Annotated in this window: 16 protein-coding genes; 4 read left to right on the forward strand and 12 right to left on the reverse strand. The window is 64.6% G+C overall.

Annotated features, from left to right (window positions below):
- Positions 1-8: 8 nt before the first annotated feature.
- Together kdpA and kdpF are read right to left on the reverse strand one after the other, a co-directional pair.
- Complete coding sequence (kdpA, locus tag J2Y63_RS13395; RefSeq protein ID WP_435266468.1) at positions 9-1,718, reverse strand: potassium-transporting ATPase subunit KdpA; 1,710 nt, start codon at positions 1,716-1,718, stop codon at positions 9-11.
- A gap of 18 nt (positions 1,719-1,736) precedes the next feature.
- The gene (kdpF, locus tag J2Y63_RS13400) at positions 1,737-1,859 is read right to left on the reverse strand and encodes a K(+)-transporting ATPase subunit F (RefSeq protein ID WP_369431707.1); all 123 of its coding nucleotides are present in this window, start codon (positions 1,857-1,859) and stop codon (positions 1,737-1,739) included.
- Positions 1,860-2,108: 249 nt separating this feature from the next.
- On the opposite strand from kdpF, the gene J2Y63_RS13405 reads away from it, so the two are divergent.
- The 3 genes from J2Y63_RS13405 to J2Y63_RS13415 are packed head-to-tail and all read left to right on the forward strand — an operon-like array spanning position 2,109 to position 3,812.
- Positions 2,109-2,483 (forward strand): COG4315 family predicted lipoprotein, encoded by a 375-nt coding sequence (locus J2Y63_RS13405; RefSeq protein ID WP_435266469.1) that lies wholly within the window; start codon positions 2,109-2,111, stop codon positions 2,481-2,483.
- A complete protein-coding gene (locus J2Y63_RS13410; RefSeq protein ID WP_435266470.1) occupies positions 2,467-3,033 on the forward strand; it encodes an RNA polymerase sigma factor in 567 nt (188 codons plus the stop codon). The genes J2Y63_RS13405 and J2Y63_RS13410 overlap by 17 nt, the downstream gene beginning before the upstream one ends.
- Positions 3,030-3,812 carry an anti-sigma factor family protein gene (locus tag J2Y63_RS13415; protein ID WP_435266471.1) on the forward strand — a complete coding sequence of 261 codons (783 nt, stop codon included), beginning with the start codon at positions 3,030-3,032 and terminating at the stop codon, positions 3,810-3,812. Before J2Y63_RS13410 ends, J2Y63_RS13415 begins: the two co-directional genes overlap by 4 nt.
- Before the next feature lies 1 nt (position 3,813).
- On the opposite strand, the gene J2Y63_RS13420 is transcribed toward J2Y63_RS13415, so the two are convergent.
- Together J2Y63_RS13420 and oiaX are read right to left on the reverse strand one after the other, a co-directional pair.
- Positions 3,814-5,106 (reverse strand): four-carbon acid sugar kinase family protein, encoded by a 1,293-nt coding sequence (locus tag J2Y63_RS13420; RefSeq protein ID WP_435266472.1) that lies wholly within the window; start codon positions 5,104-5,106, stop codon positions 3,814-3,816.
- Between the two features lie 3 nt (positions 5,107-5,109).
- Positions 5,110-6,366 (reverse strand): 3-oxo-isoapionate-4-phosphate decarboxylase OiaX, encoded by a 1,257-nt coding sequence (gene oiaX / locus J2Y63_RS13425; protein ID WP_435266473.1) that lies wholly within the window; start codon positions 6,364-6,366, stop codon positions 5,110-5,112.
- Between the two features lie 141 nt (positions 6,367-6,507).
- On the opposite strand from oiaX, the gene J2Y63_RS13430 reads away from it, so the two are divergent.
- The gene (locus J2Y63_RS13430) at positions 6,508-7,224 is read left to right on the forward strand and encodes a transcriptional regulator NanR (protein WP_256119693.1); all 717 of its coding nucleotides are present in this window, start codon (positions 6,508-6,510) and stop codon (positions 7,222-7,224) included.
- Between the two features lie 3 nt (positions 7,225-7,227).
- Here the strand turns inward: J2Y63_RS13430 and apnL are convergent, their stop codons facing one another.
- The 8 genes from apnL to J2Y63_RS13470 form a co-directional block, all read right to left on the reverse strand.
- The gene (apnL, locus tag J2Y63_RS13435; RefSeq protein ID WP_435266474.1) at positions 7,228-9,096 is read right to left on the reverse strand and encodes a D-apionate lactonase; all 1,869 of its coding nucleotides are present in this window, start codon (positions 9,094-9,096) and stop codon (positions 7,228-7,230) included.
- Positions 9,093-10,127, reverse strand: a complete 1,035-nt coding sequence (locus J2Y63_RS13440) for a Gfo/Idh/MocA family protein (RefSeq protein WP_435266475.1) — start codon at positions 10,125-10,127, stop codon at positions 9,093-9,095. The genes apnL and J2Y63_RS13440 overlap by 4 nt, the downstream gene beginning before the upstream one ends.
- A 2-nt stretch (positions 10,128-10,129) precedes the next feature.
- A complete protein-coding gene (locus J2Y63_RS13445; RefSeq protein ID WP_256119690.1) occupies positions 10,130-11,197 on the reverse strand; it encodes an ABC transporter permease in 1,068 nt (355 codons plus the stop codon).
- The gene (locus tag J2Y63_RS13450) at positions 11,197-12,735 is read right to left on the reverse strand and encodes a sugar ABC transporter ATP-binding protein (RefSeq protein ID WP_435266476.1); all 1,539 of its coding nucleotides are present in this window, start codon (positions 12,733-12,735) and stop codon (positions 11,197-11,199) included. The genes J2Y63_RS13445 and J2Y63_RS13450 overlap by 1 nt, the downstream gene beginning before the upstream one ends.
- A 2-nt stretch (positions 12,736-12,737) precedes the next feature.
- Positions 12,738-13,376: a DUF2291 family protein gene (locus tag J2Y63_RS13455; RefSeq protein WP_256119688.1), complete on the reverse strand. Its 639-nt coding sequence runs from the start codon at positions 13,374-13,376 to the stop codon at positions 12,738-12,740.
- A gap of 70 nt (positions 13,377-13,446) precedes the next feature.
- On the reverse strand, positions 13,447-14,388 hold the full coding sequence (locus J2Y63_RS13460; protein ID WP_256119687.1) for a D-ribose ABC transporter substrate-binding protein: 942 nt from the start codon (positions 14,386-14,388) through the stop codon (positions 13,447-13,449).
- A 100-nt stretch (positions 14,389-14,488) separates the two neighbouring features.
- On the reverse strand, positions 14,489-15,316 hold the full coding sequence (locus J2Y63_RS13465) for a phosphogluconate dehydrogenase C-terminal domain-containing protein (protein WP_435266477.1): 828 nt from the start codon (positions 15,314-15,316) through the stop codon (positions 14,489-14,491).
- A 199-nt stretch (positions 15,317-15,515) separates the two neighbouring features.
- On the reverse strand, positions 15,516-17,216 hold the full coding sequence (locus tag J2Y63_RS13470) for a dihydroxyacetone kinase family protein (protein ID WP_435266478.1): 1,701 nt from the start codon (positions 17,214-17,216) through the stop codon (positions 15,516-15,518).
- Positions 17,217-17,246: the final 30 nt, after the last annotated feature.

Consider the following 17,246-nt stretch of genomic DNA (forward strand, 5'->3'; position numbering starts at 1 on the left):
ATGTTCCTTTAGAAGGTCTGGCCGGCGAGCATCGCGAAATGTTCGACGATGGGGCCAAGGGCGAGTGCCGGGAAGAACTGCAGGCCGCCGAGGATGAGGATGATGCCGACGAGAAGGCCGACGAAAAGCGGTCCATCCGTGGGCATGGTGCCCGGCGACGGCGGAACCTTCACTTTTGCGGCCAGCGAACCGGCAATCGCCATGACCGGCACGACATAGGTGAAGCGGCCAAGCAGCATGGCGATGCCGAGCGTCGTGTTGTACCAGGCAGTGTTGCCCGTAAGCCCGCCGAAGGCCGAGCCGTTGTTGGCGGCCGCCGACGTATAGGCATAGAGGATTTCCGAAAGCCCATGCGGACCGGCGGTGCCGACGCTGGCCACCGCGAAAGGCAGCACGGCGGAGACCGCGGTGAAGCCGAGGATGGCGAGCGGCAGCACGAGCACGGCGAGCATGGCATATTTCATCTCGCGGCCCTCGATCTTCTTGCCGAGGAATTCCGGCGTGCGCCCGACCATCAGGCCGGAGACGAAGACGGCAAGCAGCGCGAAGACCAGCATGCCGTAAAGCCCGGAGCCGACACCGCCCGGCAAGACTTCGCCAAGCTGCATCAGGAACATCGGCACGAGACCGCCAAGCCCGGTGAAGGACCCGTGCATGCCGTTGACACCGCCATCCGAAAGGCCAGTGGTGACGGCAGCATAAAGCGCCGTCATCGCCTGGCCAAAACGGACTTCCTTGCCCTCCATGTTGCCGGGGGACGCATCGACGCCGAGCGCGGTCAGGATCGGGTTGCCCTGCGCTTCCGCCCAGTAGACGACGGCGACACCGGCGATCAGCAGGATGGCCATGGCGCTGATCAGCGCCCAGCCCTGCCGGCGATTGCCGACGAGCTGGCCGAAGCTGTAGACGAGGGCCGCCGAGATCGACAGCATGGCGAAGATGTTGAGGTAGTTGGCGAAAGCCGTCGGGTTTTCGAACGGGTGCGCGGCATTGACGTTGAAGAAGCCGCCGCCATTGGTGCCGAGCTGCTTGATCGCTTCCTGGCTTGCGACGGGGCCGAGCGAGATCGTCTGGCTGGCGCCTTCAAGCGTGGTGGCCGTGACGGAGCCGTCCAGCGTCTGCGGCAGGCCCATGGCGACGAAGGCGAGTGCCACGACGAGCGCCATCGGCAGCAGCACGTAGAGCGTCGCCCGCGTCATGTCGACCCAGAAGTTGCCGAGCGTCGAGACCTTCGAACGGGCAAGCGCGCGGGTCAGCGCGACGGCGAGCGCCATGCCGGTTGCGGCGGAGAGGAAGTTCTGCACCGTCAGGCCGGCCATCTGGCTGAAATGGCTGAGCGTGGTTTCGCCGCCGTAGTTCTGCCAGTTGGTGTTGGTGACGAAGGAGACCGCGGTGTTGAAGGCGAGATCCGGCGCCATGCCGGAAAAACCCTGCGGGTTGAGCGGCAAATAGGCCTGGAGCCGCAGCATCGCGTAGAGCAGGACGAAGCCGGCGACGGAAAAGGCCAGCATGGACACCGTATAGGCGAGCCATCCCTGCTCTTTCTGGGGCGAAATGCCCGAGACGCGATAGAGATCGGCCTCGAGACGCCCCAGAACCGGCGAAAGCGCAGTGCGCTCGCCGGCAAAGACGCGGGCCATGTAAAGTCCGAGCGGCTTGATGGTGACAAGCACCGCAAGGAAGAAGAGGGCGATCTGTAGCCACCCGATAGCAGTCATCAAGATTCTCCTGGAGGCTCAGAAGCGTTCGGGCCGCAGAAGCGTGACCACGAGATAGGCGCCAAGCGCAAGCGCAACGAAAAGGCCGAAAAGAGGTTCGAGCACGGGTCTCTCCTCACAGTCGGTCGAGCGCGCGGGCATAGGCGGCAAAGACGATGAAGGTGCCGCAGCCAAGCGCGAGAAAGATGAAATCGGACATGTCCGTTCTCCTGTTTATGCGAGCGGCAAAATAGGCGCGGAGCGGGTCAGGTTTCGATTGGGAAGGCGCAAGCGCGACGTAAGGAAAAGATAAAGGTGCGAGAATTTTTCGGCCTCGATGGAATAATCCGGCAGGTGCCGGTGTCTTGGCATAGGCGGCTCATGAAAGTCGCTTAACGATGGGAGACGACCATGAAGCTCTTAATCCTCGTGCCATTCGCCGTTGCCGTCCTGGCTGGCAGCGCCTTCGCCGCCGAACCCTTCAAGACCGTGAAGACCGACAAGGGCGACGTCCTTGCCGGCGACAAGGGCATGACGCTCTACACCTTCAAGAAGGACACGGCCGGCGAATCCAACTGCTACGACAAATGCGCGACCAACTGGCCGCCGGCGATCGCCGCTTCCGATGCGGTGGCGGAGGGTGCATATTCGCTCGTCACCCGCAAGGACGGGGCCAAACAATGGGCCAAGGACGGCATGCCGCTCTACTACTGGATCAAGGACACCAAGGAAGGCGACACCACCGGCGACGGCGTGAACGAAGTCTGGGATGTCGCAAAGCCCTGACCCGAACGACGCTCCGGGCGATAGTGGGCGGGAGGGCACAGCCTCCCCGCCCCCGTCCTTCGACGCCCAGATTCTCGCCCTCCTGCCGCAGCTCCGACGCTATTCGCGCAGCCTGACGCGCTCGGATGCGGAGAGCGAGGACCTGCTGCAAGATTGTGTCGAGAAGGCGCTGACGCATCGCTCGCAATGGCAGGGCGCAAACATCCGCGCCTGGGCCTACAAGATCATGACCAACCTGCACCTCAACGCGCGCCGGGCCATCGCGCGGCGTCCCTCCGTCGGCATCGAGGAGGCCGAAACCGTGGCCGCAAGCGCCCTGCCCTCGGATCCGCTCGCGCGCAACCGGCTCGTCCAGGCGCTGGAAATCCTGCCGAAGGAGGCGCGCGCCGTGCTGATGCTGGTCGCGGTCGAAGGCCATTCCTACCAGGAGGTCGCCGACATGCTGGCGATTCCGGTCGGCACCGTCATGTCCCGCCTGTCGCGCGCGCGGCAGATGCTGCGGCAGAAATTGCAGGAGGAAAACGTCATTCACTTGCGGAGCCCCAGATGAGCGAGAGCCGCCCCGTCTCCGAAACGGACCTGCACGCCTATGCCGACGGCTTCCTCGGCGAGGCCGAGCGCCAGCGCGTGGAAACCCACCTCGCCGGAAACCCGGAAGCCGCCCAGATGGTCGCCGACTGGCAGGCCCAGAACGACGAACTCCGGGGCGCCTTCGCGCCCTATGTGACGTCACGGCCCTCCGATCTGGCGTTGCTCTCGGCGGGCTCGGCCGCATCCAGGGCATCGGCACCATCCCGTCTTGTCATAGCCGCAGCGGCAGCCCTTGTCTTCATGCTCGGCGGCTTCGCAGGCCATTTCGGGCCGATGCTCTTCGAAAAGACCCCGGTGATGACGGCCATGGATGCGCTGCCGAACGAGGCGCGCAACGCCTATCTGATCTATGCCAGCGAGGTGCGCCATCCCGTCGAGGTCTTTGCCGACCAGGAGGCGCATCTGGCGACCTGGCTCGGCAAACGTCTCGCCATCACCGACCTGAAGGTGCCGAACCTGCAAACCATCGGCTTCAAGCTGGTCGGCGGCCGCCTGCTGCCCGTGGCGGACAAGCCGGGTGCGATGTTCATGTATGAGGACGATGCCGGCCGGCGTGTCACTGTGCTCGTCGGCCGCAACGGCGAGAACAAGACGACGAGCTTCCGCTTCGCCTCCGCCAGCGGCATCGAGACCTTCTACTGGATCGACGGCGACCTCGGCTACGCCGTGACCGGCGACATTTCCCGCGATCTGCTCCAGAAGATCGCCGAGGAATGTTACCGCCAGTTTCCGAGCTAGATCACGCGCGGCCGGCGCGGATCATGGAAAAATAGTCGTCGCCGCCGACCTGGCCGCCCTTCAGCGCGATCTGCAAGCCATCCGCCGCACCGCCATGGGCGATGCAGAGCGGCGAACCCGGCGTCTGCGGCAGCGGCATCTTCAGCGTCAGCGCCGAAATACCCATTTCGCCGAGCGCGTGGCTCGACGTATCGCCGCCCGCCACCACCGCGCGGGAAAGCCCGGCACGCGCAACGAGCGCCGACTGGATGCGGCCGAGCGCGCGGCCAAGACGCTGACGCGCACCGCCGTCGAGTTCGCCGCCCCGGTCTGCCGCTGGCCCCAGCGCCGTGTAGAGCACCACGCTGCTTCCGCTCTCCAGCACCTTGAGCCCGGCCTCGATCGCGGCGGCAATCGCCGGCCCGCCATCATCGGCAGTAAGTGCGAGCGGATCGAGCGTGACGCCCGCAAAGCCGTTTGCCAGCGCATGGCGGATCTGCCGCTCGGTGGTGGGCGAAACGCTGCCGGAGACGACGGCGATGCGATCCACCGGACCAGCATCGGCAAAGACCGGCTTCTCTCCGATCAGGCCCTCGTTCCGCCAAGCCGGGATCAGGGCATATTCGACACCGGAGGACCCGCAGGCGAAGCGGCTTTTGTGTCGCAGGCTCCAGAGCAAGGCTCCGGCGGCGCCCTGTGTCGCCGCGTCCAGCACGTCGATAAGCAGGATATCGGCCGCTTCCGGCTCGGACGCTGCAAGAAGCGCGACATTGTCGACGAGCGCCGACGACAGCGTCGTCTGGCGCGCGAGATGCATCAGCAGGTTCGCCTCGTCCATCGGCGTGACGGGATGGCGCGACATGACGGGGTGGCGGTCGATGCGGTAGTTGCGACCCTGATAGGCGGCGAAGAGTTCGCCGAACGCGGTGTAACGCCGGATCTGCGGTGCGCCGACGATGAGCGGCACGGTCGCCTCACCGAAAACCGCGCGGCCGATCTCGATCGCCCGGCCGATGCTGCCGACCTGCGGCGCGGAATCGAAGGTCGAGCAGACCTTGTAATGGCAGAGTTCGGCGTCGAGCGTCTTCAGCCAGCCGAAGGCTTCGCGCAGATGCACGTCCATCCAGTCCGGCGTCTCGCTGCGGCTGGTGCCGGCAAGCCCGAAGGCGCGAGCGCCAGCAAAGCGCGACAGCAGGTCCGCATCCGGCACTTTCAGGAACAGCACGGTCTCGACGCCGTTCGAGGCGAGTGCCTCCATGACGTCGGTCGAGCCGGTGAAGTCGTCGCCATAATAGCTGATCAGCGGTCGCGTCATGGGTCAGGCCGCCTTGCCATCGGCAAATTTTGCGATGGATTGCGCGAGTTCCGGATGGTCCTTCGCATAGGTTTCGAACGGCACGCCCGCGACCGCCGCCTCCCAGGCCTGCCGGACCGCCTTCACGCCGGCGCCCGGCCCGCCCGGATGGCTGACGATACCGCCGCCGCACAAATAGAGCAGGTCCGTCGAGCCGCCCGTCGCCGCGATCGTATCCGGCGCCTGTCCGCCCCATTGGCCGGAACCGATCACCGGCAGCGCCACATCGCCTTCGAAAAACAGCGGTGTCGTGACCGCCTTGTATGAGCGCACGAAGCTCTCGTCCGGCTCCCAGTATTTCACACGGATGCCGTTGATCTGGAACTGGTCGACGCCGAGGAGGCGCCAGAACTGCTGCCAGACGGAGAATTCGAAGCCGAGGCCTGCATGGCGCGTGAAAATATCCCAGCCGTTGCGGTGGGCATGCAGCACGAGGCCGGAACGCTTGCGCAGGAAGGACATGCCGCCGAAGCCGATCGAATTGATGTTGACGACGGCACAATTGCCGCCGGCCGCAAGCACCAGATCGTGGTTGCGCATCATCTCGTCGGGATCGGCATGGCTGATGCCGAAGGCATACATCACCTTCTTGCCGGTCTTCTGCTCGTGATCGAGGATCTTCGGCATGATCGCCGCCACGCGGTCCTTCAGCGGCGAATAGGCCGGGCTCATCAGCTTCTCGTCGTCCTTGATGAAATCGACACCGGCCGCGATCAGCTCGCCAACCATCTCCGCCGTCTCATGCGGACGCAGGCCGAGCGCCGGCTTGACGATGGTGCCGATGATCGGCCGGTCCTTCACGCCGGTCAGCGCGAAACTGCCGGCCACGCCGAACTGCGGCCCCGGATGCGCGACGGCAAAATCCTGCGGCAGTTGCATGCCGACGATGCGGATGCCCGTCATGCCCTTGATGGAGAACACGCCACCAATCGCAATCGTCATCAGCGCGGAAAGATCGGTGCCGACGGCATCCATCGGAAAATCGATATCGACATCCGCCCGGTTGAACAGCGTCGCGCCGCCGGCCTCGTCCGGAAAGGACGCGCGATCCGTGGGCGGCAGTGGGCGGATGGCGACGACGCGGGCGGTCACGCGCGCCTTCAGCTCTTCCGTCTCCCCCGGCAGCGCCACGAAGGTGCCGGTCGACTGGTCGCTGGCGATCTTCACCGCCATCGCCTCCACCGAACCGGGCGTCTCTATCCGATAGGTCAGACGGATCACGCTTTCTCCTCCCATGGCCTGCTTGTTAAAACCCATCAGCTGGTATAATGAGTATTTATGTTATTGCAAGCTGGCCGTCGCAAAACCTGTTGCAGCGATGGAACTTGGTGCATATTCAAACCTGTCGAAACCAGGTGACCCATGAACGTCGTTTCCGAACCGATCCACCGCAAAAAACTCTCCGACGAGGTTTTCGCGCGCCTGAAGCTGATGATCGAGACCGGCGAGCTGAAGGCCGGCGACGACATGCCCTCCGAGCGCGAACTGATGGAACGCTACGGCGTCGGCCGCCCCGCCATCCGCGAGGCCATGCAGGCGCTCGCCGGCAAGGGCCTCGTCGAGATTTCGCAGGGCGAGCGCGCCAAGGTGCTGCGCATCACCGCCGAATCCATCATCCGCCAGGTCGACCTGCCGGCCAAGCTGATGCTCTCCGGCTCGTCCGATTCGCTGGAGCACCTGAAGAGCGCCCGCATCTTCTTCGAGCGCGGCATGATCCGCGAGGCCGCCGCCAAGGCAAGCCCGGCGCAGATCGCCGAATTGCGCGCGCTGCTCGACAAGCAGAAGCAGAGCCTCGGCGATGCCAACGCCTTCATCGATGCCGACATGGAATTCCACCAGGCCATCGCGCAGATTTCCGGCAATCCGATCTTCGTCGCCGTCAGCGGCGCCATGCTGGGGTGGCTGAAATCCTATCATACGGAAATGCTCATCTGGACAGGCCGCGAGAATTTTACGCTTGCCGAACATGAGGAAATCATCCGCGCGATCGAGAAGGGCGACGCCGATTTTGCGGAAAAGGCGATGATCAAGCACCTGGAACGCTCCCGCGCGCTTTATGCCCTCAAGGCTCGAACCTAAACCTTAAAGCACGATCTCGACGCAGCCATAGGGCGGCAGCATGATCTGCGCCTCCGCCGGCAGTTCCACACCTTCGGCGCCAATCTCCAGAACCTTGCGCGGCTTGGCGGCGAGTTCGATCGCCTTCGCCTCCGGCGTGATATTGGCCAGCAGCAGCCGGTTCTTCAAGGCCAGCCCTAGCACCGCATCCGGCCGCGACGTTTCGACGGCGACCAACTCCTCGCCCGCCAGGGTGCCGAGCCGCGCCAGCACATGCGCGAGCGGTCGCGGCGCGTCCTTCGTCGTCGGCTCGCCCTCGCCGGCCACCAGCCCGAAGGGGCCTGCCAGCGTCGAAAGCGTCAGGACCTCCAGCCCCGCCGACGCAACCGTGGCGGCATAGGCGAGCGTCCAGGCCGCGCCGAACTGGCCATTGTGCCGCGGATCGACATTGGCCATGGCGATACGGGCGCCTGCCGGGTTCTCCTTCGTCGCGCTGCCATAGGGGTTCTGCCGCATAGCGATCGTCGAGGGGCCGATGCGGTAGGGCTTGTCGCCATAGATCGCGCGGGTGGAACTCACCACATAGCGCAGCGCCTCGAAGGTCTGCATGACGGAGAGATCGTCGGCCGCATGCACGATCGGGTTGGTGCAATGGCTGATATAATCGATGGGATCGCCGGGCACGCGCTTGCGGTTCAGCTCCGTGAAATAGCTCATCATGCCGCCGCCAATCCGGATGCCGGGAAAGACCGCGCGAGCGGCGGCATAAAGATCCTCCAGCGGCGGGCAATCCGGCCAGGCGCTGCCCGGCGGCGTCGATTGGCGATCGACCGAAGGGCAGACGAACAGCGTATCGAGCGTCAGGTTGCAACGACCGACAAGGGCGGCGAATTCCGTCATCTCCTCGTCGAGCGGGCGCAGGCAGGGCACGGCAAGTTCCAGCGTCACCTTGAGGCCTGAGCGGGCAGCAATCTCCGCGTAGCCCTTCAGCGCCGCCTCGCCATGGCCCGGGCCGGGGTCGAAATGCGCAATCAGGTGCCGCGCGCCGATCATCCCGAGGAGATCGAGCGCGGCCACTTCCTCCGCAAAACATTCCGGCCGAAGACCGATGCCGAGTTCGGGAAAACGCAGCCGCGTCGACCTCAACTCGACCGAAATCACCTCCTCCGTGTCGGCGGCGGTGGCCGCGACCTCCTCCGCCTGGATTGCGACGGAAATCCGCTGGCTGAATGGCTGGTTCGCCGGCACGAGATAGGGCCAGGGCAGCGCCAGCGGCCGCACATAGGTCTTGTAGGACCCGTCGGTCCAGTTGCGCTGGTCCTCCATCTCGAAAATATCGCCGCCGAATTCCGTCGTCGCCTCGATGCCGGGCGCGACGCTGTGCATGATCGCGGCGATATCCTTGAACGGCTGCCAGGGCTCGATCTCTTCGGGCCAGCGCGCCAATTCGAGGCTGCCATCGCCATGCCGGACCTGCACCGGCTGGCCCGCCAGGCCGACGATCGGATGCAGCACCACGAAGCCGGCTCGCGCCGTCTCGAAATCGGCATCGCTCACGCAATCGGCCGAAAAGCTCACGCCCTCGGCAGTGCCCGAGATACCGATATCACAATCGAGATGCGCGCCGGAGGGCGCGGTAAAACGGGCGCGATAGCTGACCGAAAAGCCGCGTTCGGTCTCCTCGATAGCGAGGTCCGCGATCGCCGCGCTGCATGTGCCCCAATCCTTATCGCGCACCAGAAAGGCGATGGCGCGCAGTACCTCATGGCCGCGAAAACGCAGGGTGCGAAGATTGCCGTCCTGAAGCACGACGCCGAGCGCGCCCACGGCAAGAGACCAGCTTTCCGGCTCGCGCTCGTCGGTGCCATAGAGCTGGAACGGGTCCGCACTCATCCGAGCAGGTCTCCCAGCCTTACGGTCTCGCCGCGCTCGGCGCTGAGATAGGCGGCTTCGACCAGTGCGAAGGTTTTGAGATTGTCCCGGCCGGATGTATCCGGCTGCTTCCCCTCAGCCAGCCGCTCGATCCAGTGCTTCTGGATGAGCGCCACACTCTCCTGGATATTGTGCCAGGGCCGCGAGGCCCAGGGCAGCAGGTTCGGCGCGACAGTGCTCTGTGTCGTTCCAGTCGGCCCGTGCGCGGTGAGCTTGTAGTCGTTGCCGAGCCGCAGCGTGCCCTCGCTCGCATCGATTTCGACGAAGGTTTCCGGGAAGGGTTCTTCCGGCAGCTTCGTTGCATAGCTGACGTCGACGATGGAGGTGATGCCATTCTCATGGTCGAGCAGCATCGTCGCCACGTCCTCGCCGGCAATGGCCGGATTGATGCGGCGCGTGCGGGCCGTCATGCGGCTGGCATCGCCGAACAGGAAGCGGGCGATATCCAGCGAGTGGATGCCCAGATCCTCGATGATGAAACGCTTGCCCTTCGCGAGATAGGGCTGGCCGGAGAACACATCGAAGCCGGAGCGGAAGGAGACGCGGCCCCAGAAGGGCGAGCCGATCGCACCGCTCTCCAGCACCGCCTTGACGGCGAGGATTGGGGTCTGCCAGCGGAAATTCTCGTGGATCATCAGCGGGATGCCGGCCTTTTCGGCGGCCGCCACCATGGCCTTGGCATCCTCCAGCGTCGGCGCAAAGGGCTTTTGGCAGATCGCCGGCACCTTGTGGCTGGCGGCAAGTTCCACCAGCGCCCGGTGACTACCGACCGTCGTGGCGATATCGACGAAATCGAAGCCGCCGGCAGCGAACATCTCGTCCGCCGACTGGTAGCGCCGCGTCACACCGAACTGGTCGCCGACAATTCTCAGCCGCTCCGGATCCCGGTCGCAGATCGCCGCGATCTCCACGTCGGCCAGGTCCTGCCAGCCATGCATCTGGTTAACGGCGAAGAAGCCGCAGCCGATCAATGCACCCTTGTATGCCGCCATGCTCAGCCTGCCTTTGCCATCTGCATCAAGGTCACGCGCTGCTGCAACCGGCGCTGCGCCTGGTCGACCACCACGGCAACGATGATCACCAGCCCCTTGATCACCATCTGCCAGAACGAACTCACACCCATCATCACCAACCCGTCGGACAGAATGCCGATCACGAAGGCGCCGATGATCGTGCCGCCGATCGTGCCGCGCCCGCCAGACATGGATGTACCGCCCAAAACCGCCGCGGCAATGGCATTGAGTTCCAGATTGGTGCCGGTCGCCGGGTGCGAGGCCATCAGTTCGGACGAAATGATGAGGCCGACGATCGCCGCGCAGAAGCCGGAGAACATGTAGACGAACATCTTGACGCGATTGACGCGGATGCCGGACATGCGCGAGGCGCGCTCATTGCCACCGACCGCAAAGATATGCCGGCCGAGCGGCACGAAGCGGGCGAAATAGGCCGCACCCAGCGCCACGACGATGAGAATCCACACGGAGACCGGAAGCCCGAGGATCGAGCCGGAGCCGAGATAGCTGAAACCCTGGTTGCCGAGGTCTTCGCGGCCCGTGAGATTGGGCAATGTCTGGCCATCGGAATAGAGCAGCGCCATGCCGCGCGCGACATAGAGCGTGCCGAGCGTCGCGATGAAGGGCGCAACATTCAGGCGGGTGATCAGCAGGCCGTTGATCGCGCCGATCAGGATGCCGACCACCATGACGATGATCGCGACCTCGACGATATTGAAATAGACCGTGTAGCCGAGCGGCAGCGCTACGCCATACATGATGAGCCCGCCGGCGATCATGCCGCAAAGCCCGACGATCGAGCCGACGGACAGGTCGATGCCGCCGGTGATGATGACGAAGGTCATGCCGATCGCCAGGAACGCGTTCTGCGTCGCGTGTTTCGACATCAGGATCATGTTCGCAGTCGACAAAAAGTTCGGCGCGAAGATCGAGAAGAAGATGATCACCGCGAAGAGCGCGATGAAGGTCCTAAGCTTCATCAGCGTGAGCAGCGCTGCGCCGGTCGAGAGGTGGTTGCCGGTGGCGGCAGTTTGTGTTGCTGTCGTCATCACGCATGCATCCTTTTGGTTTTATGTCCCTCTGCGGAGGCCGAGACGATCATCTCCTCGGTGGCTTGCCTGCGATCCACCACCGTCACGAGCCGGCCGTTGCTCATGACGGCGATGCGGTCGGAGAGCGCCATGACCTCTTCGAGATCGGAGGTGGAGAACAGGATGGCGAGCCCCTCGCCCGCCAGCCGCCGCATGGTGCGGAAGACATCCGCCTTCGCCCCGACATCGATGCCGCGGCTTGGCTCGTCCATCAGCAACACCTTCGGCCCGGTCATCAGCGCCTTGCCGATGACCACCTTCTGCTGGTTGCCACCGGACATGGAGGTGACGTCGAAATCCGGATTCTTCGCCTTGATCGAAAGGTTGCGGATCGCCTCCATGATCGCGCTTTTCTCAAGCTTCAGATCGATATGAAAGCCAGCCTTCAGGAACTGACCGAGGCTCGCCATGGACAGGTTGTCGGCAATCGACATGGACTGCACGAGACCCTCGCGCTGCCGATCCTCCGGAATCAGCGCCAGCCCCTCGCGAATGCGCCGGGTCGTGTCGCGCCCCTTCAGCTCCTCGCCCTCGACGAAGATCTTGCCGGTATAATGCTCGTGGCGGCCCATGATGCATTCGAAAAGCTCGGAGCGCCCTGCGCCCATCAGGCCGTAGATGCCGAGGATTTCCCCCTTGCGCACGCCGATCGAGACATGATCGACGGCATAGCCGCCTTGGGCGCGCGGCAGGCAGATGTTTTCCGTGCGAAACACCTCCTCACCCGGCTCATGCTCGACCTGCTTGGCAAAATCCTTGGCGTCCGAGCCGATCATCGAGCGCACGATCCAGCGCGTGTCGATGTCCTTCACCATGGCATGCCCGGTGATCTGGCCGTCCTTCAAGACGGTAATATAGTCGCCGATGCGCATCAGCTCTTCCAGCCGATGCGAGATGTAGACGATGGCCACACCGCGCGCCTTGAGGTCTGCAATCACGCGGAAGAGCACGTCGACCTCGGCGGCGCTCAGCGCCGAGGTGGGCTCGTCCATGATGAGGATGCGGGTGTCGAGCGAGACGGCGCGGGCGATCTCGACGAGCTGTTGCTGGCCGATCGGCAGGTCTTCCGCCAGCGTGTCGGCGGAAATGCCGGCTTCGAGCCGGTTCAAAAACTCATTGGCCTTTTCCACCTGCGCCTTGTGGTCGATGCCGCGCAGGCCGCGCGTGATCTCGCGGGTGGCAAAGATGTTTTCGGCGACGGAGAGATTGCCGAAGAGGTTCAGCTCCTGGAAGACGATGCCGATGCCGTGGCGCACCGCGTCCGCCGGGCTGTTGAGCTGGATGCGCTCGCCATCCATCCAGATCTCGCCGAGCGTCGGCCGCTCGACGCCGGCGATGATGCGCATCATGGTCGATTTGCCGGCGCCGTTTTCGCCGACGAGCACATTCACCGCGCCGCGCCGCAGCTTCAGGTCCGCCTTCTTCAGCGCCACGATGCCGGAATAAGCCTTTGTGATGTCCTTCAGCTCAAGAATGACGTCATCGGTTTCGGGCATGTTCAGCCTCCAACCGTGATGGTGGCGGGCACGAATTGCGGCAGTTGCCCCTTGGCCGGCAGCGGATAGGCGCCCGTCGCCTTGATCGTCTTGCCGGTAAGTCCCTCACGCGAAAGCTTTTCCAGCAGCGTGCCGTTCACATGGGTGTTGAACGACTTGCCGTACTGCGCCCATTCGATCTGGTTCTTGAACTCGTTGAAATTCACGAATGTCAGGCTGTCGCGCAACGCCGTGCCGCGGATCGCCGGGCCGATCGAGACGCGCACATCCGCCTTGCTGTCGCCATCCACATCCACATCGACGTAAGCCGCGCGCGACTTCGTTTCCTCGCCGACGATCACGCCGTCGATCTTCGCGGCAAATGTCCAGGGCGCATTGCCCTGCTTTTCCTTGTGGCCGTATTTTTCGGCGGCCGCATTCAGGTCGCTCGCCGCAAGTGCAGAAACCTCCTGGAAGGGACCGGCACGTTCTTCGAGATAGGGAACGACCTTGGTGTCCCAGATATCGGCGACCAGCTTGTCCGGATTGAAGGCGCCGGCTGCCGCCTGCTTCTGCTCGTCCTCCGTCTTGACGAACTTGCAGCCGCCCAGCGCCAGCGCGCCGGCAAGCAGAACCGTACAGGCAGCCTGAAATTTCGGCATTCCCATTTCTCCGTCGTGAACAGCAAACGCGAGGCAGGACCGCACCCTGCCTCGCGCCATCGCGGGAGGATTATTCGGTGAGCGCGAAGGTTTCGAGCTTGCCGGCATTGTCCGCGGTGATGAGCACGCAGTCCATGAGCTGCTTTTCCTCGGCCGGCGCCTTGCCGGTCGTGATGTATTCATGCGCCTGGGTGACGGCGAGCTGGGCCTGGGCATAGGCCGGCTGCATGACGGTCGCCTTGATGCCGCCCGCCTTGATGGAGTCGCGCACGTCGTTCGAACCGTCGAAGCCGACGACGATGACATCCTTGCGGCCGGCAGCCTGGAGGGCGGCGATCGCGCCCATGGCCATCGTGTCGTTGCCGGCGATCACGCCCTGGATATCAGGGTTCGCCTGAAGGATGGTCTCCATCTTGGAGTAGCCTTCGGTCTGGCTCCAGTTGGCCGACTGCTGGGCCACCATCTTCATGTCCGGATATTCGTCGATGACGTCGTGGTAGCCCTTGGAGCGGATGCCGGCGTTGAGATCGGCTTCGCGGCCGAGCAGCTCGACATAGTTGCCCTTCTCGCCCATCAGCTTGACGAACTCTTCCGCGCCAAGCTGCGCGCCCTGGTAGTTGTTCGAGACGATCTGCGAGACGGCGACGCCCGTGGCGTTGATTTCGCGGTCGATCAGGAAGGAGGGAATGCCCGCATCCTTCGCCTTCTGCACGGCGGCGATCGAGGCCTCCGAGCCGGCATTGTCGAGGATGATCGCCTTGGCGCCGCGGCCGATCGCGGTGTCGATGAGCTGCGACTGCTTGTTGGCGTCGTCGTCATGCACCAGAACCAGCGTCTCGTAGCCGAGTTCCTTGGCCTTGGCTTCGGCACCGACCGCTTCCGCCTTGAAGAACGGGTTGTCGTGGCTCGGCGTGATGATGGCGATGAGATCGGCGGCGAAGGACGGCATGGCGACGCTTGCGGCCATGACGGCAGCAAAGCCGACGGTGATCAGTCTGCGGGTAATGTTCATCTTTTCCTCCCGGTTAGGCACCGGTCTCCAGCGGCCATCCCTCCATTGAAAATGGCCGCCCCGGTGCAAGTCTTCGTCGGCGGGCAAAACCCGCCGGAAATCAGGTGATGCGCTGGATGCTGGCGGCGATTTCCGCGGGCTCGAAGACCCGCTTCCAGTCGTCCTTCATCAGCACCGGCTTGCCGAATTCGATCGCCTTGTTGCAGGCATCGGAGAACACGCCCGGCGTCTCCTCGAAGATCACGGCGCCGAGCACGTTCATGTGGCCAAGCAGGAAGTCGCGCGCGGCCTCCTTGGCAACGCCGCGGCGCACGCATTCGTCCATGGCTTCGCGCATGACGACGAGCAGCGAGGCGCAGACGGTTTCGGACAGACCGGGCTCCAGGAGCGCCATCTGCTCGACCGTGACACGGTGCGAACGCATGACCGGCGCCCAGATGGCCTTGGCGATCTCCTCGCCGAGCGCATAGGCCTCTTCCGGCCCCTGCATCAGCGCGGAAACGATGTGCTGCTTGGCAGCGATGCCGCCGAAGAAGTCACGCTTGGCGGATGGGTCCGTCTCGTCGTTGAAGATCGGCGGATGGCAGGGATGCGTGACGAAATAGGTGAGGTCCGCGCGCTCCGGCAGGTGGCCAGCAAAGGGTGCGGCGGCATCGAGCGCCACGACCATCGTGCCCGGCTTCAGTTTGTCGGCGATGCCGGCCGCGACCTTGCCGATCGCCGTATCCGGAACCGCGAGGATGACGACGTCAGCGCTGGCGAGACCCTCATCGGCGGAAACGCAGGCGAGGCCGAGATCATCGGCGAGCCGCGCCTTGCCGGCGTCGCTCACCTCGATGTGGCGAACATCGAAGCGCGAACCCTTGAGATTCTTGGCGAGCCGATAGCCCATTTTGCCACCGGCACCGAACAGCGCGATCGATGTCATCGAAGACCTCCCTGAATGCATTTCCTTCCCCGGTCGCCCGGTGTGAGCCTATATTTCCCAACTGGTATAACATGTCAATAAGCGCATCTAAAAATATGTGATGTTATAGTGAGTGTAATAGGTGCATGCACGCGACGCCGCGATGCCGAACGTCGCAAGACGTTCGGTGCACCTTCACAATCAATTCGATGGAAGCGCCTTAAAGGCGCGCGGCAATCGCCTTCGCGATAAGGGCTAGCGAGACCGCGCCGGCGTCGGGGTGGCCGATGCTGCGCTCGGCGAGCGGGCGCGCGCGGCCGAGCCGCGGCGTCAGCGGCGCGGTTGCCTGGGCCGCCTCGTCACAGGTGATGCTCGCCTTGTGCCACGCCTCCTTCAGGGAGAGGCCATCCTTCCGGGCGGTTTCCAGCGCCGCGACGAAGGGCAGGAAGGCATCGACCAGCGTCTTGTCACCCGGCCGCGCGCCGCCGAGCCGCATGACGTCGTCGAGCGCAAGACGCGCGCCACGCACGACATCCGCATCCCCAACGGCCTTGTCATCGGCGAAGGCCGAACTCCAGGAACGCAACAGCAGGCCCCAGATCGCACCCGACGTCCCGCCGGCGCGATCCGCCCAGGCGTCACCCGCCACGGCGAGTGCGCTTTTCGCGCCGGCACCGCTCGCAACGGCCTGGTTGATGGCGTCACGGGCGGCATTGGCCCCGCGCCGCATGCCCTGGCCATGGTCGCCATCGCCGGCAAAGGCGTCGATCCGCCCCAGTTCTGCCTCCGCCTCGGAGAGTACGGACACCATCGTATCGAGAATGCCGGCAAGGCAGCGGGCGCTTTCGCGCGAGGCACCGGAGGCCAGGGCGAAGGTCGGCGCCTCGTCTTCCGCATTCGCCTTGAATTCAGCCGGCTCGGTCGCAAACGTCTCGCCGCGGCGGAAGACGGGCGTATCGCAGGGCGCCAGCCAGTAGCGCTCCAACTCCTCGTCGAGCCACATCACGGTGAGCGAGCAACCTTGCATGTCGAGGCTCGTCACATATTCGCCGACCTCCGGCGCGATGAGATCCACACCGGCCGCCTGCAACTGGCTTTCGACGGCGCCCCAGAGAACGAAGAGTTCCTCGTATTTGGTGGCGCCGAGACCGTTCAGAAGCACGGCAGCGCGGCGGGCACCGGCCGGGCGCTCGGTCAGCACGGTTTCCACGAGCAGTTTCGCCAGTTCTCCCGCCGGCACGATGCGCGCATCCCGAATGCCGGGCTCGCCATGGATGCCCAGGCCGAGCGCCATCATGCCCTTCGGTACGGTGAACAGCGGCTCGGTGGCGCCCGGCAGCGTGCAGCCGCCGAAGGCGACGCCAAAGGAGAAGGTGCGGGCGTTGGCAAGCCGCGTCACGCGTTCCACGTCGTCGATAGCGAGACCCGACTCGGCAGCCGCCCCCGCCACCTTGAAGACGACGAAATCGCCGGCAATGCCGCGGCGCTGCAAATGGCTGTCCGCCGGTGCACTCGCCACGTCGTCCGTCACCGTGACGATGCGGACATTGATGCCTTCCGCCCGTAGCCGTTCCGCCGCGACGCCGAAATTCAGCACGTCGCCGGCATAGTTGCCGAAACCGAGGATGATGCCGCCGCCATAGTCCGCATTGCGGCAGACCCGCGCGACCGCCGCCGTGGAGGGCGAGGCGAAGATTTCGCCGGCCACCGCCGCATCAGCCATGCCCGGCCCGACATAACCGGCAAAGGCCGGATAGTGCCCGGAGCCGCCGCCGACGATGACCGACACCTTGCCGCGCGGCACCGCGGTGGCGCGCACCACGCCGCCCTTCACCAGCCGGACATAGCGCCCATAGACGCGCGAAAACCCTGCCAAGGCCGCGGACGCAAAAGTCTCGGGATCATCGACGATCTTGGTCATGGGTCTGCTCCTTGCCTGCCATTGAGCCGC

This window comes from Shinella sp. BE166 (assembly GCF_051201095.1).
Classification (GTDB): Bacteria; Pseudomonadota; Alphaproteobacteria; order Rhizobiales; family Rhizobiaceae; genus Shinella; species Shinella lacus.